General features: G+C 65.7%; 21 protein-coding genes. 8 read left to right on the top strand and 13 right to left on the bottom strand.

Going from position 1 to position 25031, the window contains the following annotated elements:
• Positions 1–179: 179 nt before the first annotated feature.
• From rpsO to ACFQU1_RS02060, 8 genes are all read right to left on the bottom strand, one after another.
• Positions 180–449, bottom strand: a complete 270-nt coding sequence (rpsO, locus tag ACFQU1_RS02095) for a 30S ribosomal protein S15 (protein ID WP_378128735.1) — start codon at positions 447–449, stop codon at positions 180–182.
• 29 nt (positions 450–478) lie between these two features.
• Positions 479–1516, bottom strand: a complete 1038-nt coding sequence (gene truB, locus ACFQU1_RS02090) for a tRNA pseudouridine(55) synthase TruB (RefSeq protein WP_378129724.1) — start codon at positions 1514–1516, stop codon at positions 479–481.
• Positions 1497–1955, bottom strand: coding sequence for a 30S ribosome-binding factor RbfA (rbfA, locus tag ACFQU1_RS02085; protein ID WP_378128733.1), 459 nt, complete (start codon positions 1953–1955; stop codon positions 1497–1499). Before rbfA ends, truB begins: the two co-directional genes overlap by 20 nt.
• Positions 1956–2135: 180 nt before the next feature.
• Positions 2136–4841, bottom strand: coding sequence for a translation initiation factor IF-2 (infB, locus tag ACFQU1_RS02080; protein ID WP_378128731.1), 2706 nt, complete (start codon positions 4839–4841; stop codon positions 2136–2138).
• On the bottom strand, positions 4834–5559 hold the full coding sequence (locus ACFQU1_RS02075; protein ID WP_378129722.1) for an RNA-binding protein: 726 nt from the start codon (positions 5557–5559) through the stop codon (positions 4834–4836). The genes infB and ACFQU1_RS02075 overlap by 8 nt, the downstream gene beginning before the upstream one ends.
• Before the next feature lie 49 nt (positions 5560–5608).
• Positions 5609–7258 carry a transcription termination factor NusA gene (gene nusA, locus ACFQU1_RS02070; protein WP_378128729.1) on the bottom strand — a complete coding sequence of 550 codons (1650 nt, stop codon included), beginning with the start codon at positions 7256–7258 and terminating at the stop codon, positions 5609–5611.
• 4 nt (positions 7259–7262) lie between these two features.
• Entirely contained in the window at positions 7263–7982 is a 720-nt protein-coding gene (gene rimP, locus ACFQU1_RS02065) for a ribosome maturation factor RimP (protein WP_378129720.1), read from the bottom strand.
• A 345-nt stretch (positions 7983–8327) separates the two neighbouring features.
• On the bottom strand, positions 8328–8948 hold the full coding sequence (locus tag ACFQU1_RS02060) for a 2-hydroxychromene-2-carboxylate isomerase (protein ID WP_378128727.1): 621 nt from the start codon (positions 8946–8948) through the stop codon (positions 8328–8330).
• A gap of 228 nt (positions 8949–9176) precedes the next feature.
• On the opposite strand from ACFQU1_RS02060, the gene ACFQU1_RS02055 reads away from it, so the two are divergent.
• Together ACFQU1_RS02055 and ACFQU1_RS02050 are read left to right on the top strand one after the other, a co-directional pair.
• The gene (locus ACFQU1_RS02055; RefSeq protein WP_378128725.1) at positions 9177–10424 is read left to right on the top strand and encodes an argininosuccinate synthase; all 1248 of its coding nucleotides are present in this window, start codon (positions 9177–9179) and stop codon (positions 10422–10424) included.
• 129 nt (positions 10425–10553) lie between these two features.
• Positions 10554–11657, top strand: coding sequence for a site-2 protease family protein (locus ACFQU1_RS02050; RefSeq protein ID WP_378128723.1), 1104 nt, complete (start codon positions 10554–10556; stop codon positions 11655–11657).
• An 87-nt stretch (positions 11658–11744) separates the two neighbouring features.
• Here ACFQU1_RS02050 and ACFQU1_RS02045 read toward each other — a convergent pair whose 3' ends face one another.
• Positions 11745–12962, bottom strand: coding sequence for a multidrug effflux MFS transporter (locus ACFQU1_RS02045; RefSeq protein ID WP_378128721.1), 1218 nt, complete (start codon positions 12960–12962; stop codon positions 11745–11747).
• Positions 12963–13364: 402 nt separating this feature from the next.
• Between ACFQU1_RS02045 and typA the strand changes: the two genes are divergently transcribed.
• Complete coding sequence (gene typA, locus ACFQU1_RS02040; protein ID WP_378128719.1) at positions 13365–15191, top strand: translational GTPase TypA; 1827 nt, start codon at positions 13365–13367, stop codon at positions 15189–15191.
• A gap of 135 nt (positions 15192–15326) precedes the next feature.
• On the top strand, positions 15327–16508 hold the full coding sequence (locus tag ACFQU1_RS02035; protein ID WP_378128717.1) for an AAA family ATPase: 1182 nt from the start codon (positions 15327–15329) through the stop codon (positions 16506–16508).
• Between the two features lie 26 nt (positions 16509–16534).
• Here the strand turns inward: ACFQU1_RS02035 and ACFQU1_RS02030 are convergent, their stop codons facing one another.
• Both ACFQU1_RS02030 and ACFQU1_RS02025 read right to left on the bottom strand, forming a co-directional pair.
• Positions 16535–17665, bottom strand: a complete 1131-nt coding sequence (locus tag ACFQU1_RS02030) for a glycosyltransferase family 4 protein (protein ID WP_378128715.1) — start codon at positions 17663–17665, stop codon at positions 16535–16537.
• 226 nt (positions 17666–17891) lie between these two features.
• Positions 17892–18143 carry a hypothetical protein gene (locus ACFQU1_RS02025; RefSeq protein ID WP_378128713.1) on the bottom strand — a complete coding sequence of 84 codons (252 nt, stop codon included), beginning with the start codon at positions 18141–18143 and terminating at the stop codon, positions 17892–17894.
• An 86-nt stretch (positions 18144–18229) separates the two neighbouring features.
• On the opposite strand from ACFQU1_RS02025, the gene ACFQU1_RS02020 reads away from it, so the two are divergent.
• Positions 18230–19015, top strand: a complete 786-nt coding sequence (locus ACFQU1_RS02020) for an SDR family oxidoreductase (RefSeq protein WP_378128711.1) — start codon at positions 18230–18232, stop codon at positions 19013–19015.
• A gap of 104 nt (positions 19016–19119) precedes the next feature.
• Here ACFQU1_RS02020 and ACFQU1_RS02015 read toward each other — a convergent pair whose 3' ends face one another.
• Complete coding sequence (locus tag ACFQU1_RS02015) at positions 19120–20730, bottom strand: phosphoenolpyruvate carboxykinase (protein WP_378128709.1); 1611 nt, start codon at positions 20728–20730, stop codon at positions 19120–19122.
• 107 nt (positions 20731–20837) lie between these two features.
• Positions 20838–21641 carry a HugZ family protein gene (locus ACFQU1_RS02010; RefSeq protein WP_378128707.1) on the bottom strand — a complete coding sequence of 268 codons (804 nt, stop codon included), beginning with the start codon at positions 21639–21641 and terminating at the stop codon, positions 20838–20840.
• A gap of 284 nt (positions 21642–21925) precedes the next feature.
• Here ACFQU1_RS02010 and ACFQU1_RS02005 point away from each other — a divergent pair, with 284 nt between their 5' ends.
• The 3 genes from ACFQU1_RS02005 (at position 21926) to ACFQU1_RS01995 (ending at position 25025) form a co-directional block, all read left to right on the top strand.
• On the top strand, positions 21926–22624 hold the full coding sequence (locus ACFQU1_RS02005; protein ID WP_378128705.1) for a response regulator transcription factor: 699 nt from the start codon (positions 21926–21928) through the stop codon (positions 22622–22624).
• A gap of 63 nt (positions 22625–22687) precedes the next feature.
• Positions 22688–24508 carry a stimulus-sensing domain-containing protein gene (locus tag ACFQU1_RS02000; protein ID WP_378128703.1) on the top strand — a complete coding sequence of 607 codons (1821 nt, stop codon included), beginning with the start codon at positions 22688–22690 and terminating at the stop codon, positions 24506–24508.
• A gap of 4 nt (positions 24509–24512) precedes the next feature.
• Complete coding sequence (locus ACFQU1_RS01995; RefSeq protein WP_378128701.1) at positions 24513–25025, top strand: HPr kinase/phosphorylase; 513 nt, start codon at positions 24513–24515, stop codon at positions 25023–25025.
• Positions 25026–25031 lie beyond the last annotated feature (6 nt).

Raw genomic sequence — 25031 nt, 5'->3', positions numbered from 1 at the left:
AGCGAAATGCCCGCGGAACCGTTCCGCTCATTCCGCCCGGGCGCGCCCGATCCGTGGGCCGCCCTTCCCGAAAAGAAATGCCCACGGGCATCCCTTTGATCCGCGAGGGGACCATTCTCTCCCCTCGCTCCCGCATCCACCGGCGCCTCGTGACGCGCCGGGGCGGCGACAGAGTGGCGTCAGCGGCGAATGCCGAGACGCTCGATGACCGTCTTGTAGCGCGCTTCGTCCTTGCGCTTCAGATAATCCAGCAGCGAACGGCGCTGCGAGACGAGCTTCAACAGACCGCGACGGGAATGGTTGTCCTTCGCATGGGTCTTGAAATGCTCGGTCAGATTGGAAATACGCGTCGTCAGGATGGCGATCTGCACTTCGGGCGATCCCGTATCATTGGGGACCCGGGCAAATTCCTTCAAGAGTTCCTGCTTGCGCTCGGGAGCGATCGACATCGGTCATCCTTTCAAAAAACGGGCGTTCGTCAGAGCGCACCGGAGAGGTTGAACACGCGCCGGGGAACGATCTCTCCCCCATCGACGTCCGCCACGGCAACCAGTCGCCCTTGGCAGGTCACGGATAGGGGGCCTTCGATGATCGGCGCGTCCCGGCCACGCAACAGCACGGTCTGGCCTCGCGCGAGCCTCGCCGCGTCCGCCCGGCTCACGGCCAGCGCCGGGATGTCGTCCAGCGCGGTCTCGATGGGCAGAACAGCTTCAGCGACGCTCCGCTCATTCGGGACGTCGCCGGCGGCGTTATGCCTTAATTCCTCCAGCTGTTCCAGCGAAATCGCATGTGCGGTCGTGAATGGGCCGACGCGGGTGCGCCGAAGTGCCGAAACATGGCCGTAACAGCCGAGGATGAGGCCGAGATCACGCGCCAGCGCCCGCACATAGGTGCCCTTGCCACATTCGGCCTCGAAGACGCTGTGGTCGCCGGTATGGTTCACGAGCGTCAGGCGGTCGATGCGCACGGGGCGGGCCTCGAGTTCCACGATCTCGCCGCCACGGGCGAGATCGTAGGCGCGCTCGCCGCCGATCTTGATGGCGGAATAGCGCGGCGGCACCTGCATGATGTCGCCGGTGAAGCGGGGCAGCACCGCATTGATGGCCGCCTCGTCGGGCCGTGTTTCGCTCGTCGCCGTAACCTTGCCTTCGGCGTCGTCGGTATCGGTCTGGGCGCCCCAGGCGACGGTGAATTGATAGGCCTTGCGGCCGTCCATGACGAAGGGCACCGTCTTCGTGGCCTCGCCGAGCGCGATCGGCAGAAGACCGGAAGCGAGCGGATCGAGCGTGCCGGCATGGCCGGCCTTCTTGGCATGGGTGAGCCGCTTCACCACCGCGACGGCATGGGTGGATGTCATGCCCACCCCCTTGTCGAGCACCACCCAGCCGTGCACGTCGCGTTTGCGGCGCTGCGGCGAGGCGCCGCGCGGAGCCGGCGGCTGCTCCGGTGGGGCGGGACTTTGGGGCTCGTCGGCGATGTCGCTCATCGTGGCGCGCTCAAGGGGTTTCATCATCATCCGTCTTGCGGGGGGAAAGCTCATCGTCCCGGTCCTCGGCACGCGCGGCGGCGAGATCCGCCCGGACTCTCTCGGAATTGAGCAGGCGGCCGATGCGCGCCGCCTCGTCGAAGCTCTCGTCGAGTCGGAAGCGAACCTCGGGCACGAATTTGAGGGTGAGCCGGCGCGCGAGTTCGCCACGGACGAAGCGCCTGTGGCGCTGCAGCGCCTCCACGACCAATTCCTCGTCCTTTCCGCCGAGCGGCATGACGAAGATGGTCGCGAGCTTGAGATCCGGCGACATGCGCACTTCCGGCACGGTGATCACATGGGAGGTGACCACATCGTCCACGAGATCGCCGCGCGTGAGGATCTCCGCCATGGCGTGGCGGACGAGTTCGCCGACGCGCAATGCGCGCTGGCTCGGGCCGGAACCCGTATCGAAGCGTTTTTTCGGCATAGTCCTTCTCCCGGGGTCGAACCGGGCTTTTGCTGTATCGCCGTCGTGGCCGGGCTTGTCCCGGCCATTTCGATCGACAGACCTCGTCCCGTACGAAAAGCGTCCCGGAGAATGACCGTCAGGCGCGACATTCCCCGGGCGGAATGGCCGGGACGCGCCCGGCCATGAGCGGGAACGGGCTCAGAGCGTGCGCTTGATCTCCTCGACGCGATAGCACTCGATCACGTCGCCGGCGCGCATGTCCTGGTAGTTCTCGAAAGCCATGCCGCATTCCTGGCCGGAGAGCACTTCCTTGGCGTCGTCCTTGAAGCGCTTGAGCTGCGAGAGCTTGCCTTCGTGGATGACGACATTGTCGCGGATGAGGCGCACATTGGCGCCGCGTTCCACGGTGCCGTCGAGCACACGGCAGCCTGCGACCTTGCCGACCTTCGACACGTCGAAGATCTCGAGGATCTGCGCTTCGCCCAGGCGCTGCTCGCGCAGCATCGGCGGCAGGAGCCCCGACATGGCCTTTTTCACATCGTCCACGAGATCGTAGATGATGTTGTAGTAGCGGATCTCGATGCCGTTGCGCTCGGCTGCCTCGCGCGTCTCCTTGTTGGCGCGCACGTTGAAGCCGAGGATCACGGCATTGAAAGCCTCCGCCAGCGTGACGTCGCTCTCGGTGATGCCGCCGACGCCGGAGTGAAGCACGCGCGCCGCCACTTCGTCGTTGCCGAGCTTCTCCAGCGCACCGACGATCGCTTCGACGGAGCCTTGGACATCGCCCTTGACGACGAGCGCGAATTCCTTGCGGCCCGTGCCCTCTTTCAGGTCGCGCATCATGTCGGCGAGCGAGCGGGCGGCCGTCACGCCGCGCGCCGCGGCGCGATCGCGCTTCTGACGCTCGCGGTAGCCGGTGATCTCGCGGGCCCGCGCCTCGTTCTCGACGACCGCGACGCGATCGCCGGCCTCCGGTGTGCCGTTGAAGCCGAGCACCTCCGCCGGGACGGATGGGGCGGCCTCCTTGAGCTGCTCGCCCGTGTCGGCAATGAGCGCGCGCACGCGGCCATATTCGGCACCGGCGACGACGATGTCGCCGACCTTGAGCGTACCGCGCTGGACGAGCACGGTCGCGACGGGGCCGCGGCCGCGATCGAGCTTGGCCTCGATGACCGTGCCTTCGGCGGGCCGCTCCGGATTAGCCTTCAGTTCCAGGATTTCGGACTGGAGCTGCAGGCCCTCGAGCAGCTTGTCGAGATTGGTGCCGGCCTTGGCGGAGACCTCGAATTCGAGGGTATCGCCGCCCATGGATTCGACCACGATCTCGTGCTGCAGGAGCTCCGTGCGCACGCGCTGCGGATTGGCCTCCGGCTTGTCGATCTTGTTGATCGCCACGATCAGCGGCACCTTGGCGGCCTTGGCGTGATTGATCGCCTCGACCGTCTGCGGCATGACGCCGTCGTCGGCGGCGACCACGAGCACGACGATATCCGTCACCTTGGCGCCGCGGGCACGCATCGCCGTGAAGGCGGCGTGGCCGGGCGTGTCGATGAAGGTGATCTTGCCGCCGAGCGGAGAGGTCACCTGATAGGCGCCGATGTGCTGGGTGATGCCACCGGCCTCGCCCGACACCACATTGGCATGCCGGATGGCATCGAGCAGCGAGGTCTTGCCGTGGTCGACGTGGCCCATGATGGTCACGACCGGCGGGCGCGACTTGAGCGAGCTCTCCTCGTCGGGCGCGTCGAAGAGGCCTTCTTCCACGTCAGATTCGGCAACGCGCTTGACCGTATGGCCGAGTTCCTCGGCGAGCAGCTGCGCGGTGTCGGCGTCGATCACGTCGGTGATCTTGTGCATCTCGCCCTGCTTCATCAGCAGGCGGATGACGTCGACGCCACGCTCGGCCATGCGGTTGGCGAGCTCCTGGATGGTGATCGTCTCGGGGATGATCACCTCGCGGCTGAGCTTTTCCTTCTGCTCGGTGGCACCGCCCTTCATGCGCTGCAGGCGGCGGCGATAGGCGGCGGCCGAATGCGTGCGCTCGTCCTCGGCGGAAAGCGCCGTGGTGAGGGTGAGCCGACCGCGGCGACGATCGTCGCTGCTCGGCGCTTTGGGCGTCTTGACCGGCGCAGGCGCCGGCCGGCCGGGAATACCGGGACGGCGGACAGGCCGCGCCTCCCCTTCGGGCTCCAGCGGCCGCGCACGGCCGGGAACATTGGCGTTCAGCGGCGCACGACGCGGCGCGGCAGACGTGGCGCCGGGTGCGGCATCCGCCGGACGGCGGCTGGCTGGCGCTTCGGAACGCGGGGGCTGTGCCTGCGGCGCCTCGGTACCCAAGCGGCGACGTGCCTCTTCCTCGGCCTTGCGCTTGCGCTCGTCCTCGATGCGGCGGCGCTCTTCCTCTTCACGCTTGCGCGCTTCGGCGGCTTCACGCTCGATGCGCTCCTGCGCCTCGCGCTCGGCCCGGCGCTTCGCATCCTCCTCGGCCTGGCGACGCTCTTCGCCTTCGCGCTTTTTGGCCTCGGTGAGAGCCTGCAGGCGTGCGTCGCGCTCGTCCTCGGTCAGGGTGCGCAGCACCACGCCCGTCGGGCGCGAGCCCGGCTGCGGCGCCGAGCGTTGCTGCCCGCCACCGGCGGACGACTGCCGCATCGGTTGTCTGTTCACGGGTGCGGCCTGCGGCGCAGCCGGCCGCGGCGCCTGGGGCTGCTGCGGAGCGGCAGGCGCACTCTCCTTGGCCTCGCCCGGGCCGATGACACGACGCTTCACCTTCTCGACCACGACGGCCTTGCTCCGACCGTGGGAAAAGCTCTGGCGCACCACGCCCTGCTCGACAGGGCGCTTCAGCGTCAACGTCTTGGACGTCACACCCAGCGTCTTATCGCTCGGGTTTTTCGTATCACTCATTCCGCTCGAATCCTGCGCCTTCGCGTTCAATCAATTCAGGGCCTTGCGGCCCTTGCCCACGTCCGTCCAGAGCATCGTTCGGCTGCCCCGCCGCGGGCTCGTCATTCGCCACATAGCGCGCCAACTTTCGCAAGCGCGCCAAAAAACCGTCGCTGCCAGGGCCTGCAATGAGGGCTGCATGTATCACATGTGCGCGGCCCAATGCCAAATCCAAATCAGCTTCATGGAAGAGATCGGTGATCACGATACCGGCCGCCGCCTCTCCCCGTCCTCTGCGCAGAGCCTGCGCCAACTTCCGGCGCCCGTCCGGCGCCGCCTCCCTGGCGTGAAGCAGGGCAACGACATTTCCCTTCGCTGCCGCTTCCTCCACCTTCCCGAAACCCGTGACAACGGCTCCGGCCTTATTGGCCAGAGCCAAGGCCTGCAGGGCATCACGCCGCAGCAGCGCCTCGACCTCCTCCACCAGCGCGGTGGAGGTCACCACCTCGGCCTTGAGGCTGCGCCCGAAGGCGCGCCGCTTGACCGCCTCTTTGACCGCCGCCGCCGTGCCGGTCACCCAGACGCCGCGGCCGGGCAGCCGCCGCCTGAGATCAGGCACCAGCTTTCGGTCGGGCCCAGCGACGAAACGGATCAGCTCGTCGGGGTCCTTGACCTCGCGCGAGACCACGCAAAGCCGCTCCTCGTGCGATCCATCGCCGCCACCAGGGTCCCGGCGCATATCCGCCTTGTCCTTGCGTCGCGGCGCCATGCCGGTCCCCCCGGGCTCATTACTGGCCAGCCGCTGCGCTGTTCGGCTCGATTGTCCGACCAGCCGCACCCTCGCCAACCTCGATCTCGTCTTCGCTCTCTTCGCCGGCCGTCTCGAGCGCCTGAGCGTCGACCCAGCCCATCCTGACCCGGGCTGCCATGATCATGGCTTCGGCCTCGGCCTTGGAGACCTCGAGATCTTCGAGGAAACCCTTGTGCCGCACCGTTTCCTGACCCTTGCGTTCCGTCCAGCCGGCGAGTTCGTCGGTGGCGCAGTCCGCGAGGTCCTCAATGGTCTTGATGCCATTCTCACCGAAGGCCACGAGCATCGCGGTCGTCACGCCGTCGATCTCTCGCAGTTCATCGGCAACCCCGAGTTCCCGGCGCCTGGCGTCGAGCTCGGCTTCCACCCGTGCCAGGTAATCCGTCGCGCGCGTCTGGATTTCAGCCGCCGTATCCTCGTCGAAGCCCTCGATCGTTGCAAGCTCCGACAGATCGACAAAGGCGAGCTCTTCAACCGAGCGGAACCCCTCTGAGGCGAGAAGCTGGCCGACAACCTCGTCGACGTCGAGCGATTCCATGAACACATTCGTCCGCTCGACGAATTCTTTCTGGCGACGCTCCGATTCCTCTGCCTCGGTCAGGATGTCGATATCCCAGCCCGTGAGCTGCGAGGCGAGGCGGACGTTCTGGCCGCGACGGCCGATGGCGAGCGACAGCTGCTCGTCCGGCACCACCACCTCGATGCGCTCGGAATCCTCGTCGAGCACCACCTTGACGACTTCCGCCGGCTGCAGCGCATTGACGATGAAGGTGGCATTGTCCGCCGACCAGGGGATGATGTCGATCTTCTCGCCCTGGAGTTCGCCGACCACCGCCTGGACGCGCGAGCCGCGCATGCCGACGCAGGCGCCGACGGGATCGATGGAGGAATCGCGCGAGATCACGGCGATCTTGGCGCGGGAGCCGGGATCGCGGGCGACCGCCTTCACTTCGACGATGCCGTCGTAGATCTCCGGCACTTCCTGGGCGAAGAGCTTCGCCATGAACTGCGGATGCGTGCGCGACATGAAAATCTGCGGACCGCGGGTCTCGCGGCGCACGTCATAGACATAGGCGCGGATGCGGTCGCCGGGACGGAAGGTCTCGCGCGGGATGAGCTCGTCACGCCGCACGATCGCCTCGCCACGGCCCAGGTCGACGATGACGTTGCCGTATTCGGCGCGCTTGACGACGCCATTGACGATCTGGCCGATACGATCCTTGTACTCGTCGTACTGCCGGTCACGCTCGGCCTCGCGCACCTTCTGCACGATGACCTGCTTCGCCGACTGGGCGGCGATGCGGCCGAAATCGAAGGGCGGCAGCGTATCCGCGATCACGTCACCGAGCTGGGCGGCCGGATTGTGCCGCCGCGCCTGGGCGAGGCCAATCTGGGTCGAGGGATTTTCCACCTCGTCGACCACGAGCAGGTGGCGGGCCAGGCGCAATTCGCCGGTGCGAGAATTGATCTCGGCGTGAATGTCCGTTTCCGCGCCATAGCGGGAACGCGCCGCCTTGGCGATCGCATCCTCCATGGCCGCGAGAACGATGCTGCGGTCGATGACCTTTTCACGCGCGACAGCGTCGGCGATCTGCAGGAGCTCGAGCCTGTTGGCGCTCACCGCCATGTCGTCAATCCTCTTGTTCTGTCTGTCGTTGATTGGAAGGCTTACCCGGCCTTCCGGCTTGGCGTGGACCGCCGTTCTTGCCCGGCTTGCGGCTCGGCTTTTTGCCCGGCCGGTTGTCGTTGTCATTGTCGGCGTCGGGACCCGGTGCGAGCCGTCCGCCCGCAATGTCGAGCGTCGCATCGTCGGCCTCGGCCGCCTGCTTGTCGCGACGCAGGGTGTCCCTGATCAAGTCGTCCGTCAGAACGAGGCGCGCCTCGACGATATCGGCTAACGGCACTACCACCTCGGCCGTTTCGCCAGGCTTGGCGTCGCGACGCTCGATGCGCACACCCTCGCCTTCGAGGCCACGCAGAATGCCGCGAAAGCGCTTGCGGCCCTCGACCAGCAAAGCCGTCTCGATCTTTGCCTCGTGCCCTTCCCAGCGCGCGAAATCGGAGGGGCGGACAAGCGGCCGGTCGATGCCCGGCGACGACACCTCCAAATAATAAGCACGATCGATCGGATCTTCCAGGTCGAGCACCGGCGAGATGGCGCGGCTCACGGTCTCGCAGCCCTCGACGTTCATCGTGCCGTCGGGCCGCTCCGCCATGATCTGCACCGTGCAGCCATTCGTGCCGGTGATCTTGACCCTGACCAGACGGAAGCCGAGATCCTCGAGCACGGGTTCGATGATCGCCGCCACACGGGCGGCGACGCCCTTCTCGGCGACCACGCGACGGTCCATCGATTGCAGATCGGTATCAGTCAAATCAGCCCACTCATGTTCCCAGAACGAAAAAGAGCGGACCCGCGGGGGCCCACTCTCCGTCACGGCTCATATGAACCATTCTGGATGATCAGGATGGCTCCAACATAGACCCCCGATCCCGGCAGCGCAAGCCGGCCGGTGCATCTTCCGTTCCGTGAGGGCCGATTTCTTCCGCGCGCGCCACCACATGTGATTCATGTGAAACAAAATTTGTACGGCCCTCGGTCGACGTGAGGCATCGGCTCGGAAGCCGAACGCTGCCCGTCCTCGCCTATACCGGAGCGGTACTGGATCAGGCGCCCCGCCCCCGCTCGGAAGGTCTCAGAGCATGGCGCCCGGACGATCCCCCGCCGCCCAGGCGATGGCCTCCTCCAGGCGGTCGTTGCCCCAGAACAATTCTCCATCGGTGGTAAGAAAGCTCGGCGCCCCGAACAGGCCGCGCGTGCGGGCCTCTTCGGTCTCGGCGCGCAACCTTGCCTTCACCTCGGTGCTTTGCGCCTGCGCCAGGACCCGGCCCGCGTCGAGTTCGAGGCTCCGCAGGATGGAGGTGAGAACCTCGGGCTCGGATATCGCACGGCCTTCGCCGAAGCTCGCCGCGAAGACCCGCCGGCTGAAAAGCGCCGTCTTGCCGGCGTCGCGCAGCGCGAGGGCGACCCGCGCCGCCGTCAGGCTGTTCTGCGGGAAAGGCGCCGGGCGCACCAGGGCAAGGCCGAGCCGCGCGCTCTGCCGGGCAAGGTCGCGCCAGAGATAGCGGCCCTTGCAGGGAAAGAGGTTGAGGGGGGAATCCGTCCAGCCCTGCGCGGCGAAGATGGGCCCGAGCAGGAATGGGCGCCAGCGCAAGTCGACGTCGGCCGCCGCGGCCAGCGCTTCGATCCGCATCGCCGTCAGATAGGAATAGGGCGAGGCGAAGTCGTACCAGAAATCGAGACTGTGGCGGTGCACGCTGGAACTCCACTGTTACCGGCCACAGTGAGGATAGGGCGAAGATGGCGTGATTGCGACGCCCGCTGCAAGATTAGCGCCGCAGATTGCACAGGCGGTGGATCGCAAGGCGGCAGATTGCAGGGGCGAACGGAACGCGGCTTGCGCCGCTTCGCACGCGCACTATAGTCCGCGCCCAGCCGAAAGCGGGCCCCAGGCCTGCCGGCAGGATCGTGACAGAGATTTCCCATGCCCCTCAGCGCCCCGCCCGCAAAGTCCGTGAAAAAAGTCGTGCTCGCCTATTCCGGCGGTCTCGACACCTCGATCATCCTGAAGTGGCTTCAGACCACCTATGGCTGCGAGGTCGTGACCTTTACCGCCGATCTCGGCCAGGGCGAGGAACTCGAGCCGGCGCGCCAGAAGGCGCTTCTCCTCGGCATCAAGCCGGAGAACATCTTCATCGAGGACCTGCGCGACGAATTCGTGCGCGACTACGTCTTTCCAATGTTTCGCGCCAATGCGCAGTACGAGGGGCTCTATCTTCTCGGCACCTCCATCGCCCGGCCGCTGATCGCCAAGAAGCAGATCGAGATCGCTGAAAAGGTCGGCGCCGACGCGGTCGCCCATGGCGCAACCGGGAAGGGCAACGACCAGGTGCGCTTCGAGCTTGCCTATTATGCCCTGAAGCCGGACGTCACCGTCATCGCGCCCTGGCGCGAATGGGACCTCGCCTCGCGCACCAAGCTGCTCGAATTCGCCGAGCAGAACCAGATCCCGATCGCCAAGGATAAGCGCGGCGAAGCGCCCTTCTCGGTGGACGCCAACCTTCTGCATGCCTCTTCCGAGGGCAAGGTGCTGGAGGATCCCTCCCTCGAAGTGCCCGATTACGTCTATTCGCGCACGGTCGATCCGGAGAACGCGCCGGACACGCCGACCGTCATCACCATCGGCTTCGAGACGGGCGATGCCGTCTCCATCGATGGTGAGGCGCTTTCGGCGGCCGCGTTGCTCGCCAGGCTCAACGCACTCGGGCGTGAGAACGGCATCGGCCGCCTCGACCTCGTCGAGAACCGCTTCGTCGGCATGAAAAGCCGCGGCATGTACGAGACGCCCGGCGGCACGATCCTCTACCACGCGCATCGGGCGATCGAGTCGATCACGCTCGACCGCGGCGCCGCGCACCTCAAGGACGAGCTCATGCCGAAATATGCCGAGCTCATCTACAACGGCTTCTGGTTCTCGCCCGAGCGCGAGATGCTGCAGGTGCTGATCGACAAGAGCCAGGAATTCGTTACCGGCACCGTTCGCCTCAAGCTCTACAAAGGCGGCGTCCATGTCATCGGCCGCGAGAGCCCCTATTCGCTCTACGACCAGGATCTCGTGACCTTCGAGGAAGGCGCCGTCGCCTACGACCACCGCGACGCGGCCGGCTTCATCAAGCTGAACGCCCTGCGGCTCAGGACTCTGGCGCAGCGGAAGAAGAAACTCGGCCTTTGATCCCGGGGAGAGGGCGACAAGCGCCGAGGCCTCGGCCGGGCTGCCCTAACCGCGGCCCTTTCCGCAACCAATAGAGAGCGGCACGACTTAAGCTGTCGGGCCGCGTCCTGCGGCGCGTCGGAGGGCTTCATGCTCTGGTCCATTCGTATCGGTACCATCGCGGGCACGGCGGTCCGCATTCACGTCACCTTCGTGCTCTTTCTCATCTGGATCGGCGCGTTGCAGTGGTCGAGGGGCGGTGCCGATGCGGCCATCGCCGGCACGCTCTTCATTGTGCTCCTGTTCCTCTGCGTTCTCCTGCATGAATTCGGCCACATCTTTATGGCCCGTCGCTTCGGGGTGCGGACGCCAGACGTGACGCTCTTTCCCATCGGCGGGGTGGCGAGCCTGGAGCGCATTCCGGAAAAGCCGCAGGAGGAATTGCTGGTGGCGCTGGCGGGACCGGCGGTCAATGTCGTCATCGCCGCCATCCTTTTGCTGGGATTGAGCACAAGCGTCGATCCGACGGCGCTCGCTCCGCTCGAAGACACGCAGGCCAATCTCGTGGCGCGGCTTGCGACCGCCAATATCATCCTGGTCGTGTTCAATCTGATCCCCGCATTTCCGATGGACGGAGGACGGGTTCTGAGGGCGCTGCTCGCGATGCGGCTCGGCTTCGGCCGGGCGACGCAGATCGCCGCTACCGTCGGTCAAGGCTTTGCCTTCGTGCTCGGCTTCATCGGCCTTTTCGGCAATCCGCTGCTGATCTTCATCGCCATCTTCGTCTATCTCGCCGCCTCGGCGGAGGCGCAGCATGTCGCCTTCAACGAGGGAACGCGCGGCCTGCCGACGGGCGAGGCAATGATCACCGCCTTCGAGACGCTCTCGCCGATGGCCGACCTGAACGATGCGGTGGAAATTCTCATCCGCACCTCGCAGAAGGAACTGCCGGTGGTGGACGGCGCCGGCCGGCTACGCGGCATCGTCACGCGCGACCACCTCATCAGGGCGCTGCGCGATCACGGCCCGGGATCGCCGGTCATCGACATCATGAGCGTGGATATCCCGATCGTGCATCCGCGCCAGCCGCTCGACCGAGCCCTGTTGCTGCTCAACAGCTCGAAAGCGCCGGCGCTTGGGGTCGCCGACGGCGAGGGCCGCCTGGTCGGCCTCCTCACCGCCGAGAATATCGGCGAGATGATGATGGTGCGCGCTGCCCAGCCGAACTGGCGCTTCAGGCGGCAAAGCCTGTAGAGCTTTTTTTGCGTTTCCGTGAACCGCGAAAAGAGCTCCCGATACACCGCGTTTTTAACACGACCGGGATCCGCGTCGCGCACAGCGCTAAGCGCGGTCGCCCGCCTCCGGTGAATCGGCTGTATCGCGTTCGGCGAAGTGAAGCCCCACATGCAGCGCAAGGGCGAGGACGCCCATCACCGGCAGCACCACGACGACCGCGTCGACCGGATCGGTGAACAGCGCCGCGACCGCCGAGCCGGCAAGCCCGCCACCGATCTGAAGAAAGCCGATCACGGCTGCCGCCGCGCCCGCCATATGCGGAAAATTCGCCAAGGCCCGGGTGGTCGCGCCGGGCATGATGAGCGCCAGCCCGATGGCCCAGATCCCGGCCGGGATCATGATCGTCAGGAAATGTGGATGGGTGAGGCCGGTGAGGGAAAAGCACACGGCCGATATAATCGCAAAGCAAAGGCCGATGCCGATGATGTGGTCGGGCCCGAAACGGGAGAGAAGTCGGCCGGTGAGGAACGAGCCGAAGGCATAGGAGCCGGACTGCACGAGCATGCCGAAGCCGAAGGCCGCCGGCGAGAGGCCGACTTCATTGATCATGATGAAAGGCAGGAGCGCGGCAAGCGTATAGATGCCGCCCGTCATCAGGGCAAGAACCAGGCCGGCGCGCAGAAAAACCAGATCGCTGAAGATCGTTCGATAACCGCGCAGGAACTTGGCGGGCCGCGCCATGGTACGATCAGGCGCACGGTTGGTCTCCTTCACGGCAAAGGCCAGCACGGCCGTAGCGGCGATGCCGTAGGCAGCCATGATCATGAACAGGGCCCGCCAGTCGAACAGCGTAAGCGTGAGGCCCCCGAGTACCGGCGCGATGGCCGGCCCTATGGCGAGCATGAGCCCGATCAGGTTCATGATGCGCACGGAGCTCTGACCGACGAACTGGTCGCGCACCATGGCTCTGGCGATCGCAATGCCGGCAGCCGCGCCCACGCCCTGCAGCACCCGGCCGGTAAGAAGCCAGGAGATGTCCGGCGATGCGAGGGCGAGCAGACTGCCGACCACATGCAGCAGGAAGAACGCAAAGGCGACGGGCCTTCGCCCGTAGGCGTCGGACAAGGGTCCGCAGATCAGCTGCGCAACTGCATAGCCGACGAAATAGAAGGTGATGGTCAGCTTGATGGCCGCCGACGAGCTGCCGAAATGCTCGACCAGCACGGGCATGGCCGGCGTGTAAAGGGCAAGGCTGACCGGGCCGAGCGCAACGAGAAACGCACCGACCACAGCGGTATGGCGCTCGCTCATGACGGCTGTCATGCGTGCTTCATCCTCCCCGAACCGTGTGCTTGACACGGTGGATGCCTACGCGTCGCCGTATGGCCGGCGCAAAGCGCAAGCCAAGCCTTTCCCCACGACCGCGAGGATGACAGCCAGAACGGCACAGCTTCGGATCGCCGCCGATGCCTCCCCCAGGCCCCAACGCCGATAATGGGGATCCTCCTTACGGGGGCACCGTCATCAGGTCAATGTCATGTTCGAGGTATGCCGGATGCGAAATGCATGCTGCACGTTGCCGTGGCGGCCATTTGCGCTTATATGCAGCGCAACATGCGCCGTGGCACGTCTCGTTTCGCTGCGCCTAACCCTCTAGATCAGCACGAACCGCCGACAGCCGACTCGAGGTTCCTTTCGGTTCCCCGGTCGCGGCCAGGATAAGTCATGAAGTTGCGCAATATCGCTATCATCGCGCATGTCGACCACGGCAAGACCACGCTCGTCGACAAGTTGCTCCAGCAGTCGGGCTCGTTCCGCGAGAATCAACGCGTCGCCGAACGCGTCATGGATTCCAACGATCTCGAAAAGGAGCGGGGCATCACCATCCTCGCCAAGGCGACTTCGGTCGTCTGGAAGGATATCCGCATCAATATCGTCGACACGCCCGGCCACGCCGATTTCGGCGGCGAGGTCGAACGCATTCTGTCGATGGTGGACGGCGCCATCGTGCTCGTCGATGCGGCCGAAGGACCGATGCCGCAGACCAAATTCGTGGTCGGCAAGGCGCTCAAGATCGGCCTGAAGCCGATCGTCGCCATCAACAAGGTCGACCGCCCCGATGCACGCGCAGGCGAAGTGATCAACGAGGTTTTCGATCTCTTCGCCGCGCTCGACGCGACCGACGAGCAGCTCGACTTCCCCATCCTCTACGGCTCCGGCCGTGACGGATGGATGGCAACCTCCCCCGATGGCCCCAAGGACCAGGGGCTTGCGGCGCTCTTCGACCTCGTCGTCGAGCATGTGCCGCCGGCCGAGGTGGACGAGGCCCCGTTCCGCATGCTCGGCACGCTGCTCGAGGCCAATCCCTTCCTCGGCCGCATCATCACGGGCCGCATCTCGTCCGGTACGGTGCGGCCGAACCAGACCGTCAAGGTTATCGACCGCGACGGCAATCTCGTCGAGAACGGCCGCGTGTCCAAGATCCTCGCCTTCCGCGGCATCGAGCGCCAGCCGATCGAGGTGGGGGAGGCCGGCGATATCGTCTCGATCGCAGGGCTCGTGAAGGGTTCGGTGGCCGACACCTTCTGCGCGCCGGAGGTGACGACGCCGATCCAGGCCCAGCCGATCGATCCGCCGACCGTTACCATGTCCTTCATCGTCAACGACTCGCCGCTCGCCGGCACCGAGGGCGACAAGGTGACGAGCCGCATGATCCGCGATCGCCTGTTCCGCGAAGCGGAGGGCAATGTCACGCTGAAGATCGAGGAATCGAACGACAAGGATTCGTTCTACGTCTCCGGTCGCGGCGAACTGCAGCTCGCTATCCTCATCGAGACCATGCGCCGGGAGGGCTTCGAGCTCGCCGTGTCGCGGCCGCGCGTCGTCTTCTCGCAAGGGCCGGACGGGGAGATGCTGGAGCCGGTCGAGGAGGTCGTCATCGACGTCGACGAGGAATATTCCGGCACCGTCGTCCAGAAAATGTCGGAACGCCGCGCTGAGATGGTCGAGATGCGCCCCTCGGGCGGCAATCGCCAGCGCCTCGTGTTCTACGCGCCGACCCGCGGCCTCATCGGTTATCAGTCGGAGCTGCTCACCGATACGCGCGGTACGGCCATCATGAACCGGCTGTTCCACGCCTATGAGCCCTACAAAGGCGAGATCGCCGGCCGTAGCAACGGCGTGCTGATCGCCAATGAAGCGGGCGAAGCGGTCGCCTACGCGCTCTGGAACCTCGAAGACCGCGGCCCGATGGTCATCGAGCCCGGCTGGAAGGTCTACCAGGGCATGATTGTCGGCATCCACACGCGCGACAACGACCTCGAAGTGAACGTGCTGAAGGGCAAGAAGCTCACCAATATCCGCACGACGTCGAAAGACGAGGCGGTGAGGCTCACCCCGCCGATCCGCATGACCTTGGAGCGGGCGCTTGCCTGGATCCAGGACGACGAGCTCGTCGAGGTGACACCGAAGTCGATCCGCCTGCGCAAGATGTTGCTCGACCCGAACGAGCGCAAGCGCGCCGAGCGCCAGAAGGAAGCCGCCGTCGGCTGAGCCTTCACGTTTGTCGTCACGCGGCTTAGACAATGACCGGCGTGGGCCTTGCGACTCGCGCCGGTCTTGTTTTCGGGCTCGTCCCTGTCCTATGCGTCATGCCAGCCGCCGCATGATGTCCGACGGGGAGGAACCATGGCCATAGCCATCCGGGATGTGGCGATCGCCGGCTACCGCTCCGTGAAGGCGATCCGCTTCCCTCTACGCCAGCTCAACGTGTTCGTCGGCGCCAATGGGGTCGGCAAGACCAATCTCTACCGGGCCCTGGAACTCGTCCGGGCGGCTGCGGCGGGCAATCTGGCGCGCGAGCTCGCCGGCGAAGGCGGCATGGCCTCGGCGCTTTGGGCCGGTGAGCGCGATCCCAAGAAACCGGCGCGCATCAAGCTCGGCGTGGAATTTTCGATGGGCACAGAGGAGCCGATCGACGAGGAAACGCGGTCCGCGAGCGCCCAGCGCTATGCCATCGAGATCGGCCTGCCGCAGCCCGGCGCAGGCGGGCGCTCGGCAGGGGCGGCCTTTCCCCTCGAACCGCAGGTCAAGGAAGAGACCTTGACCGATCTCGGCGACCGCCGGCCGCGTATTCTTCTTGAGCGGCGCGGGCCGCTGACCATCGCGGTCGACAGCAGCGGCCGCCGGCAACGGCACAGCGACGGCCTCATGGCCTCGGAAACCGCGCTCGGCTCCCTCGACGATCCCCTCAACTTTCCGGATCTCGCGCTGGCGCGGCGCCTGATGCTCGACTGGCGCTTCTACCACGACTTCCGCACGGATATGGCCGCGCCGCTGCGCCAGCCCTGCCTCGCTGTCGCCACCCCGACCTTATCGTCGGATGGCAGCGATCTGGCGGCGGTCTTCGCCACTCTCGTACATATCCGCGAGGACACCACCGAGCTCGATGCGGCCATCGACGATGCCTTTCCCGGCGCGAGGCTGGTCTGTCCCTTGCCGGAGCGGCACGCCTCCTTCGGGATCGTCTTCCCGGATTACCCAAAGCGTGTCTTCGAGGTCTCCGAGCTGTCGGACGGCACCCTGCGCTATCTCGCGCTCATGGGGGCGCTGCTCTCCTACCGCCCGCCCGCCTTCATCGCCCTCAACGAGCCGGAGACGAGCCTCCATCCCGATCTGCTTGAGCCCTTGGCGCGGCTCATCGTCCGCGCGTCTCGCCAGGCGCAGATCTGGCTCGTGACCCATTCCGAGACGCTTGCTGCGGCGCTTGCCCGGCATGGCGGCATCAAACCGCGCAGCATCGTGCGGCATGATGGTGCTACCTGGATCGAGGGACTGCGCCTCATCGGCGATTTCGCCGACGACGCGTGACCGGCGTCAGTCCGCCCGAGCCCCAGTCAGGAGGCAAAGCTCGCCTGCAGCAGCTGTTGCAGCTCCGTTGGCCGCCGCCCCCAGCCACGCAGCTCTCCGACGAGCCGGAAGCGATGGTGGTGCATGAAGCGGCGCGCCGATTGCCGGCCCGCCTCGCCGATGAGGAAGCGCAGATTGGGGTCCGCATGCAAGCGCCGCAGCAGATCCGCCGCCGCCGCAATATCGGGTGTCGCCCAAGTGAGCCCCTTGCCTTCATAGACCCTATCGGGATCCTCGACCGGCGCGAGCCGCGAGGGCACGAGACAAGCGGCATGCTGAGGCATGAAGTCGAGATTGCCCGACCAGGCGGTCGCAACGACGGGACGGCCGACGAGCATCGCCTGCGCCAGGGTCAGCCCGAAGCCTTCGGCGCGATGGAGCGACAGGACGACATCGGCGCTGGCGAGGAAGCTCCACATCTCGTGGTCGCTCAGATCCCGGCAGATCAGACGGATGCGCGGATCCTGCGCGGCGATGCGCTTGAGCTTGGCGAAACCCGGCGTATCCATGTCGGCGACGCCGACCTTGATCGCGAGGACCACCCCCTCGTGGCGCGAGAAAGCCTGCTGAAAGGCCGATATAGCACCCAGCGGGTTCTTGCGCGCGAAGCCCGAGCGCAGGTTCGCCACCGTCGCGACGATGAAGCTGTCCTCGTCGAGGCCGAAATGCTTGCGGTCGGAATGGACCGCCTGCGGCGCATCGAGAATATAGGGCACGACCCGCAACGGCACCTTCACTCCCGCCGTCTGGAAGGCCCGGCGTGTGAAATGGCTCGGCACCCAGATCTCGTCGAGGAGAGCGAGCGATGCCATCCAGTCGGCGGGGATCCGCTCCAGTTCCCAGACGCAGTAGCCGATCACATATTTATCGGTGAGTGCCTCCGGCGGCAGGAAAGACAGACCATAGGCGAATTGGTGGGGATTGAGGTGGATGATGAGCGTGCCGGGACCGGCCGCATTCGGCATGGCCTTCGGCTTGCGCCCTTCCGCAAAGGCATGGGCGACGTCGAGCTCAAACGTCTGAAGACCTGCATCGCGCGCCAGCGCCTTGGTCAGCCGGGCCGACCATCCGAGGCCGGTCGGGCTTGGCAGCATGCCGCAGATGTAAAGGGGGGCCACCGGTGAAGCCGGTCGCACGCCACGACGTTCGGGCGGCCGCAGAATGTGGCGCCTGACACTCTGGCGAACACGATGGGGAACACGTCGCCACAGGTTGAAGAAGCTCGACCGGGACAACAGGCTGGAAACGGAGTCGGCGAGGCCGACACTCCACGGAGAAATCGATGAAAACATGTTCGTACCGCGCAATTACTGAAGATGACTGGGAATCGTCAGAGCAATGAATTCAAATTAAGAAATAAATCTGGAATACGCGCGGATCCTGCTGGATCCCGAGCACGTTTGTAATTTTAGGTTTTATAACTTTATTTTCTGCAAACGGCAGGTGCGGGTGTAAATCAGGTTGCTGCCGCTCGTCTTCTTGAATGAGCTTGGAAGGAATTAATGAATAATATATCTGAGACTTAAAATGACGAAAGGCAGCCGACGCCCCTGCTGTTGCAAGTCCCGCGCATCCAGCTAAACAGCGGGATCTCATACGGTTTTTCTTCGGCTACAGCTTCGCGTTCCAGATCCTCTGCAAAGCGTGATAAGGGACGTGCCGATTGTGAAGGAGACGCATCAATGGACCTTGGTTTGACAGGAAAGCGCGCACTGGTGCTCGGCGCGAGCCGCGGCCTTGGGGCAGCGATAGCCCGGGCGCTCGCCGAGGAGGGCGCCACCGTCGTCGCCGCGTCCCGGAGCCTCGATAAGATCGCTGCCTGGACGGGCGAGTTGTCCGGCGCCGCGCAGGGCCGCGTCACCCCCACCGCGGTCGACCTGTTCGACGTCGCCTCCGTCGACCGGTTGGCGGATGAGGTTCTTGCCCAGGGCGGCGTAGACATCCTCGTCAATAATTCCGGCGGGCCGCCGCCGGCGGGCGCTCAGGACGCGGCGCGCGACCTGTGGCTCAAGCATTTCGAGGCCATGGCCGCCAATCTCATCCATCTCACGCAGCGCCTTCTGCCGGCCATGCAGCAGAAGGGTTGGGGACGGATCATCACCGTCACCTCGTCCGGTGTCGAGCAGCCCATTCCGCGGCTTGCGCTTTCCAACGGCATCCGTTCGGCGATCGTCGGCTGGTCCAAGACGCTCGCGAGCGAGGTGGCCGCGAATGGCGTCACCGTCAATGTCGTGCTGCCGGGGAGGATCGCCACCGAACGGATCGCCGAGCTCGACAATGCCAATGCCGCCCGCAGCGGCCAGAGCGTCGAGGAGGTCGCCAAGGCCTCGATTGCCGCCATTCCTGCGGGGCGGCTCGGGCGTCCCGAGGAATTCGCGGATGTCGTCACCTTCCTGGCGAGCGAGCGGGCGTCCTATGTGACCGGCGCCAAGATCCGTATCGACGGTGGCGCGACACGGTCGATCTGACCGGAGCATCACTCCAAAAGAAAAGGCCGGCGGAGACGCCGGCCTTTTTTGTTTCTCCGGCGCCTCTTGAGAAAGCGCCGCCCGCGCAAGGGCTGCCGGAGGCCTCAGGCCGCGAGCGAGCTGTGCGGTCCCGCCTGGCGGATGTCGGTATCGACGTGGTCCTCGAATTTCGTGAAATTCTTCTGGAACATGCCGACCAGCAGTTTCGCCGTTTCGGCGAAGTCGGCCTTATTGGCCCAAGTCTTCACCGGATAGAGGATATGCGGCTCGACGCCGGGCACCGAGGTCGGCACGGCAAAGCCGAAATAGGGATCCTGCCGGAAGTCGGCCCGGTTGAGCGACCCGTCGAGCGCCGCCGTCAGGAGCCGGCGCGTGACGCGGATCGGCATGCGCCGGCCAACGCCATGCTTGCCACCGGTCCAGCCGGTGTTGACGAGCCAGCAGTCGACCCCGTGCTTGCCGATGAGATCGCGCAGGAGATTGCCGTAGACCGACGGATGGCGCGGCAGGAACGGTGCGCCGAAGCAGGTGGAGAAGGTCGCTTCAGGATCCTTCACGCCCTTTTCCGTGCCCGCTACCTTGGCGGTGTAGCCGGACAGGAAATGATACATCGCCTGGGCCGGCGTGAGCTTGGCGATGGGCGGCATGACGCCGAAGGCGTCGCAGGTCAGCATCACGATGTTCTTCGGGATGCCGGCGCGTCCGCTCGGGCTCGCATTGGCGATGAAGTCGAGCGGATAGGCGCAGCGCGTATTCTCGGTCTTCGAGGCGTTGTCGAAATCGGGCTCGTGGGTGAGCTCGTCGAGCACGACATTCTCGAGCACGGCGCCGAAGCGCTCAGTCGCCGCATAGATGTCGGGCTCGGCCTCGCGCGAGAGGCGGATCGTCTTGGCGTAACAGCCGCCCTCGAAGTTGAACACGCCGCGCTCGCTCCAGCCGTGCTCGTCGTCGCCGATGAGCGTGCGGTCTGGGTCCGACGAGAGCGTCGTCTTGCCGGTGCCGGAGAGGCCGAAGAAGATCGCCACGTCGCCGCGCGTCCCGACATTTGAGGAGCAATGCATGGGCATCACACCGCGCGGCGGCAGCATGTAGTTGAAATAGGTGAAGACCGACTTCTTCATCTCGCCCGCATAGGACGTGCCGCCGATCAGCACGATCCTGCGGGTGAAATCGCAGGCGATCACCGTCTCGCTGCGCACGCCGTGGCGCGCGGGATCGGCCTTGAACGACGGCAGATCGACGATCGTGAGCTCCGGCACGAAGCCGGGCAGTTCGCCCGGCTCTGGACGGATCAGGAGATTGCGAATGAAGAGGGAATGCCAGGCATATTCGGTGAAGACCCGCGTCTTGGCGCGATAGGCCGGATCGGCGCCGCCGAAGAGATCCTGCGCGAAGAGCTCCTTGCCCTCGGCATGGGCGAGGAAATCCTCCAGCAGCAGGTCGAACTGCTCGGGCGTGATGGCGCCGTTGTTGTCCCACCAGACAGCCTCGGCGGTGTCGCCATTCTTGACGATGAACTTGTCCTTGGGGCTGCGGCCGGTATGCGCACCGGTATCGGCCGTCAGGGCACCGCCGGCGGCGATCTCGGCCTCGCCGCGCTTCAAGGCCTCCTCGTAGAGGCGTGGCGCCTGGAAGTTCCAGTTGACGCCGCGGAGCTTCCGGAAGCCGAAAGTCTCGGCGCCGTGAGCCTCGTTGAACAATCCGGCATTCAGCACAGTTCTCTCCCTCGAAAACGTGACGCCATCCCGCCCCTGAGCGCCGCCATCAACCTGCGCGATCAGCAACAAAAATGGAAGCGCGTCGTTGCATAAGGCGCGATCGCTCAGGCGGCGCCTGCTTCCCCTGCGCTCTTCTGGCGGGCCCGATCGGCCAGAAGCTTCAAGGTGAGGCGCAAGCCTGCGCCCTCGGTGACCCGCTGCGGAAAGGCGAGCCTCGCTGTCCGGTCGCCGGCCATGAGATCGATGCCGTCCGGATCGAGGCCCGTGGTCCGCCAAGGGCCGGGCTCCTCTCCGAGAAGCCGGACCGCATAAAGGGCGAGCGCCTCGCCATGGTCCTCGTTCATATGCTCGACCGCGCTCGCCTCGGCCGCCAGGAGGCTCTCGGCGCCCGTGACGTCGGTCAGGATCTGAGAGGGGTCGAGGTCGTGAATGCGGCCGAAGCCGGCCACGAGATGCGCCCGCTCCGGATCGATGCGGTAGAATCCGAAATCGCCGAAATCCGCATAGGCGGCCGAGCCCGGGTGGCGGGCGAGAAAGCGCTGCCGGATGCGCGGATCGGTCGTTGCGACGGCGCGGCCCTTGATGGTCACGCGTGGGTGCGCCGATGGGTCACCCTCGCCCACATGCGCCAGCAGCAAGGAAACGCGTGCATCCCGCAGGATATTTCTGGTATGCAGCGCGAGCTGGGAGACGAGCAAGATCGGCCGGCCATCGACATCGGTCGCGACATTGACGAGCGAGGCATAGGGCGCGCCGTCCGTGTCGAGCGTGCCGAGAGAGCCGTAGCGGGTGAGGCGAATCAGGTCCTTCGCCGTGCCGGATGGGTCGAAGGGCGCGCTTGCCGGTGCAGGCTCCTCTTGCGTAGCGTCGGGGGGATTGAGGCTTTGGCTGTTCGGATCGGCCGTCATCATGTCCTCCGGTCTGCCCTGTTCTTGCCAAGGCCAGCCTGAAAAACAAGCCCAGCCCGGAAAAACAAGTCCTTGCCGATAGCTAGGACGGAGGCAAACGAAGGCGGGGCGGCGCCGGCGGGCTGGCCGTGACAAAGCCTTTCGGCCACCAAATTGGCGTCGGGGCGCGGATCAGGGTAAAGTCTTCGGCCGGACTGCCATATTTCGGCCGCGCTACAACGCGAGTGGAGCTTTCCTTCGCCGGCCTCTATGGGCTGATCATTTGGATCTAACGAGCGAGACGCATGCCGACAATCGCACTCGTCGATGACGATCGCAACATTCTCACGTCCGTATCCATCGCGCTCGAGGCGGAAGGTTATCGCATCCAGACCTACACGGACGGCGCCTCGGCGCTCGACGGTCTGAAGACCAATCCGCCGGATCTCGCCATCCTGGATATCAAGATGCCGCGCATGGACGGCATGGAGCTCCTGCGCCGGCTGCGCCAGAAGACGGACGTTCCGGTGATCTTCCTCACCTCCAAGGACGAGGAGATCGATGAATTGTTCGGCCTCAAGATGGGCGCCGACGATTTCATCCGGAAGCCGTTCTCGCAGCGCCTGCTGGTGGAACGGGTCAAGGCCGTGCTGCGGCGCGTCAGCCCGCGCGATCAGACGGCGCCGCGCGAGAACGACGCCAAGGTGCTCGAGCGCGGGCTCCTCAAGATGGACCCGGAGCGCCACACCTGCACCTGGCACAACGACCCGGTGACGCTGACCGTGACGGAATTCCTGATTCTTCAGGCGCTCGCCCAGCGGCCCGGCGTCGTGAAGAGCCGCAACGCCCTGATGGATGCGGCCTATGACGACCAGGTCTATGTCGACGACCGCACGATCGACAGTCACATCAAACGGCTGCGCAAGAAGTTCAAGGCCGTCGATTCGACCTTCGACATGATCGAGACGCTCTATGGCGTCGGCTACCGCTTCAAGGAAGCGTAGGCGCCGCGCCGGCGGAGCTGTCCGCGCACAGCAGCGGGACAACAGTGATACTTCTGGGGAACGATGGCTGTTCAGCCGATTGATCGCGCCGACGCGGTGCAGCGCCGAGCAAGGCCAAGGGCCTTGAGCGCTCTCCTGCGCGCCAGCCGACGCATCGGGCAGGCGATCGCAGCGCGCACGTCGTCCAGCCTGACGCGCCGGATCGTCGTTCTCAATCTCGCCGGGCTCGTCGCGCTGCTGTTGGGATTCCTCTATCTCAACCAGTTCCGGGCCGGGCTCATCGATGCGCGCGTGCAGAGCCTGCTCACCCAGGGCGAGATCATCGCCGGCGCCATCGCCGCGTCGGCCACGGTCGAGACCGACACGATCACGATCGACCCCGACAAGCTGCTGCAGCTGCAGGCCGGCGAGAGTTCCGGCCTCGCCGACGACCTGTCGCCGCTCGAATTCTCGATCAATCCCGAACGGGTCGCGCCGGTGCTGCGGCGGCTGGTCACGCCGACGCGGACACGCGCCCGCATCTACGACCACGACGGCATCGTGCTGCTCGATTCGCGCTCGCTCTATTCGCGCGGCGACATTCTCCGCTACGATCTACCACCGCTCGCGCCGACCAAGCCACCGCTGATCGAGCGGGCCTGGGAATCGATCCGGGCCTTTTTCAAGCCAAAAACCTCGCCCCTTCTGGACGATCTGACGCCGGGCAACGGCCGGGGCCTGCCGGAAGTGCAGCAGGCGCTGCTCGGAACGCCCGGCACCGTCGTGCGCGTCAATGGGCATGGCCAGACGATCGTCTCCGTGGCCGTGCCGATCCAGCGTTTCCGCACCGTTCGCGGCGCGCTTCTCCTGTCGACCCGCGGCGGCGACATCGACGCGATCATCTCCGCCGAACGCTGGGCGATCCTGCGTGTCTTCGCCGTGGCCGCGGGCGTGATGACCGTGCTCTCCGTGCTGCTGGCCGGTACCATCGCCGGTCCCGTGCGCCGGCTGGCCGATGCGGCGGAACGCGTCAGGCGCGGCATTAAGTCGCGGCAGGAGATTCCCGACTTCACAGACCGCGCCGACGAGATCGGCCACTTGTCCGGCGCGCTCCGCGACATGACACGGGCGCTCTACAACCGGATCGATGCCATCGAGAGTTTCGCCGCCGATGTCGCGCACGAGCTGAAGAACCCGCTGACTTCGCTGCGCAGCGCGGTGGAAACGCTGCCGCTGGCCAAGCGCAAGGAGGCCCAGGAGCGGCTGCTTGCCGTCATCCAGCAGGATGTGGGACGGCTCGACCGGCTGATCAGCGACATCTCCGATGCCTCGCGGCTCGATGCGGAACTGGCACGGGCGGAGTCGGAGCCCGTCGATCTCGAGCGCCTGGTCAAGACCGTCGCCAGCGTCACCAACGAGGTTCGCGATACCGGCGACATCTCGGTCATGGTGCATGTGAACAAGAATTCGCTCGCCAACAACGCCTTCTTCGTGGTGGGCAACGATGGCCGCCTCGGCCAGGTGGTCACCAATCTGGTCGACAATGCGCTGTCCTTCTCCCCGCCCGGGGGCACGGTGCGGGTCGAGCTGCGGCGGCTGCCGCAGGAGGTCGAGATCGTCGTCGAGGACGACGGTCCGGGCATTCCACCGCATGCCTTGGAACGGATTTTCGAGCGCTTCTATACGGACCGGCCGGACCAGGGCTTCGGGCTCAATTCCGGGCTCGGCCTCTCGATTTCGCGGCAGATCGTCGAGGCCCATCGCGGCCGTATCTGGGCGGAAAATCGTATCGCACCGAACGTCGCCGTGAAGGCGGCCAGCGCACAATGTCCCGACGAGACGGAGCGCCTCGGGGCTCGCTTCATTGTGCGCCTGCCTGCGGCCGCCGGCCAATCCGGCCACTGAACCCATGACGGGCAAGCGCGCTCCTGCGTCCTCGGCGCCCGAATCGATTCCGACGACGCATGCCTCCGTCGTGCTCGTCGGCGAGGCCGGCGTTCTCATCCGCGGAGCTTCGGGCAGCGGCAAATCGCGGCTTGCGCGGGAGATCATCACGGAGGCGCGCCGCGCCGGACGGTTCGCGGCGCTGGTTGCCGACGACCGCGCCATCCTGCGCGCAGAGGGCGGCCGGCTGGTGGCGGAAACGCCGGCAGCGCTCGCCGGCCTCCTCGAAATCCGCGGCCTTGGAATCGTGACAGTGGATTTCGAGCCCGCGGCCGTCATCCGGCTGGTGGTTGACTGCGAGGAGGAGTATCCTCCTAGGATGCGCGAGGAGGGCGACCAGAGGGTCGATGTGCACGGAATCGTGCTGCCGCGGCTGCGTTTGTGTGGCAGTGCAGCAAAAGCGTTGGACGTACTGGAATTTATCGCCGTTCAGCCGGCCTTTCCGGTTACCGCTTGTGACGAAATGATGACCAAATAGTCGCAA

The organism is Chelatococcus sp. GCM10030263 (assembly GCF_042666455.1).
Lineage (GTDB): Bacteria > Pseudomonadota > Alphaproteobacteria > Rhizobiales > Beijerinckiaceae > Chelatococcus.
The sequence above is the reverse complement of the archived record's forward strand: the minus strand, read 5'-3'. Positions and strand labels throughout refer to the sequence as shown.

Excerpts from the sequence above, each read along its gene's own strand:
- ACFQU1_RS02020 (WP_378128711.1), top strand. The coding sequence starts at position 18,230 with ATGGACCTTGGTTTGACAGGAAAGCGCGCACTGGTGCTCGGCGCGAGC.
- rbfA (WP_378128733.1), bottom strand. The coding sequence starts at position 1,955 with ATGCCGAAAAAACGCTTCGATACGGGTTCCGGCCCGAGCCAGCGCGCA.
- truB (WP_378129724.1), bottom strand. The coding sequence starts at position 1,516 with ATGATGATGAAACCCCTTGAGCGCGCCACGATGAGCGACATCGCCGAC.
- rimP (WP_378129720.1), bottom strand. The coding sequence starts at position 7,982 with ATGGACCGTCGCGTGGTCGCCGAGAAGGGCGTCGCCGCCCGTGTGGCG.
- ACFQU1_RS02025 (WP_378128713.1), bottom strand. The coding sequence starts at position 18,143 with ATGAGATCCCGCTGTTTAGCTGGATGCGCGGGACTTGCAACAGCAGGG.
- ACFQU1_RS02005 (WP_378128705.1), top strand. The coding sequence starts at position 21,926 with ATGCCGACAATCGCACTCGTCGATGACGATCGCAACATTCTCACGTCC.
- ACFQU1_RS02045 (WP_378128721.1), bottom strand. The coding sequence starts at position 12,962 with ATGACAGCCGTCATGAGCGAGCGCCATACCGCTGTGGTCGGTGCGTTT.
- ACFQU1_RS02000 (WP_378128703.1), top strand. The coding sequence starts at position 22,688 with ATGGCTGTTCAGCCGATTGATCGCGCCGACGCGGTGCAGCGCCGAGCA.
- typA (WP_378128719.1), top strand. The coding sequence starts at position 13,365 with ATGAAGTTGCGCAATATCGCTATCATCGCGCATGTCGACCACGGCAAG.
- ACFQU1_RS02035 (WP_378128717.1), top strand. The coding sequence starts at position 15,327 with ATGGCCATAGCCATCCGGGATGTGGCGATCGCCGGCTACCGCTCCGTG.
- infB (WP_378128731.1), bottom strand. The coding sequence starts at position 4,841 with ATGAGTGATACGAAAAACCCGAGCGATAAGACGCTGGGTGTGACGTCC.
- ACFQU1_RS02010 (WP_378128707.1), bottom strand. The coding sequence starts at position 21,641 with ATGACGGCCGATCCGAACAGCCAAAGCCTCAATCCCCCCGACGCTACG.
- ACFQU1_RS02050 (WP_378128723.1), top strand. The coding sequence starts at position 10,554 with ATGCTCTGGTCCATTCGTATCGGTACCATCGCGGGCACGGCGGTCCGC.
- nusA (WP_378128729.1), bottom strand. The coding sequence starts at position 7,258 with ATGGCGGTGAGCGCCAACAGGCTCGAGCTCCTGCAGATCGCCGACGCT.
- ACFQU1_RS01995 (WP_378128701.1), top strand. The coding sequence starts at position 24,513 with ATGACGGGCAAGCGCGCTCCTGCGTCCTCGGCGCCCGAATCGATTCCG.
- rpsO (WP_378128735.1), bottom strand. The coding sequence starts at position 449 with ATGTCGATCGCTCCCGAGCGCAAGCAGGAACTCTTGAAGGAATTTGCC.
- ACFQU1_RS02075 (WP_378129722.1), bottom strand. The coding sequence starts at position 5,559 with ATGCGCCGGGACCCTGGTGGCGGCGATGGATCGCACGAGGAGCGGCTT.
- ACFQU1_RS02055 (WP_378128725.1), top strand. The coding sequence starts at position 9,177 with ATGCCCCTCAGCGCCCCGCCCGCAAAGTCCGTGAAAAAAGTCGTGCTC.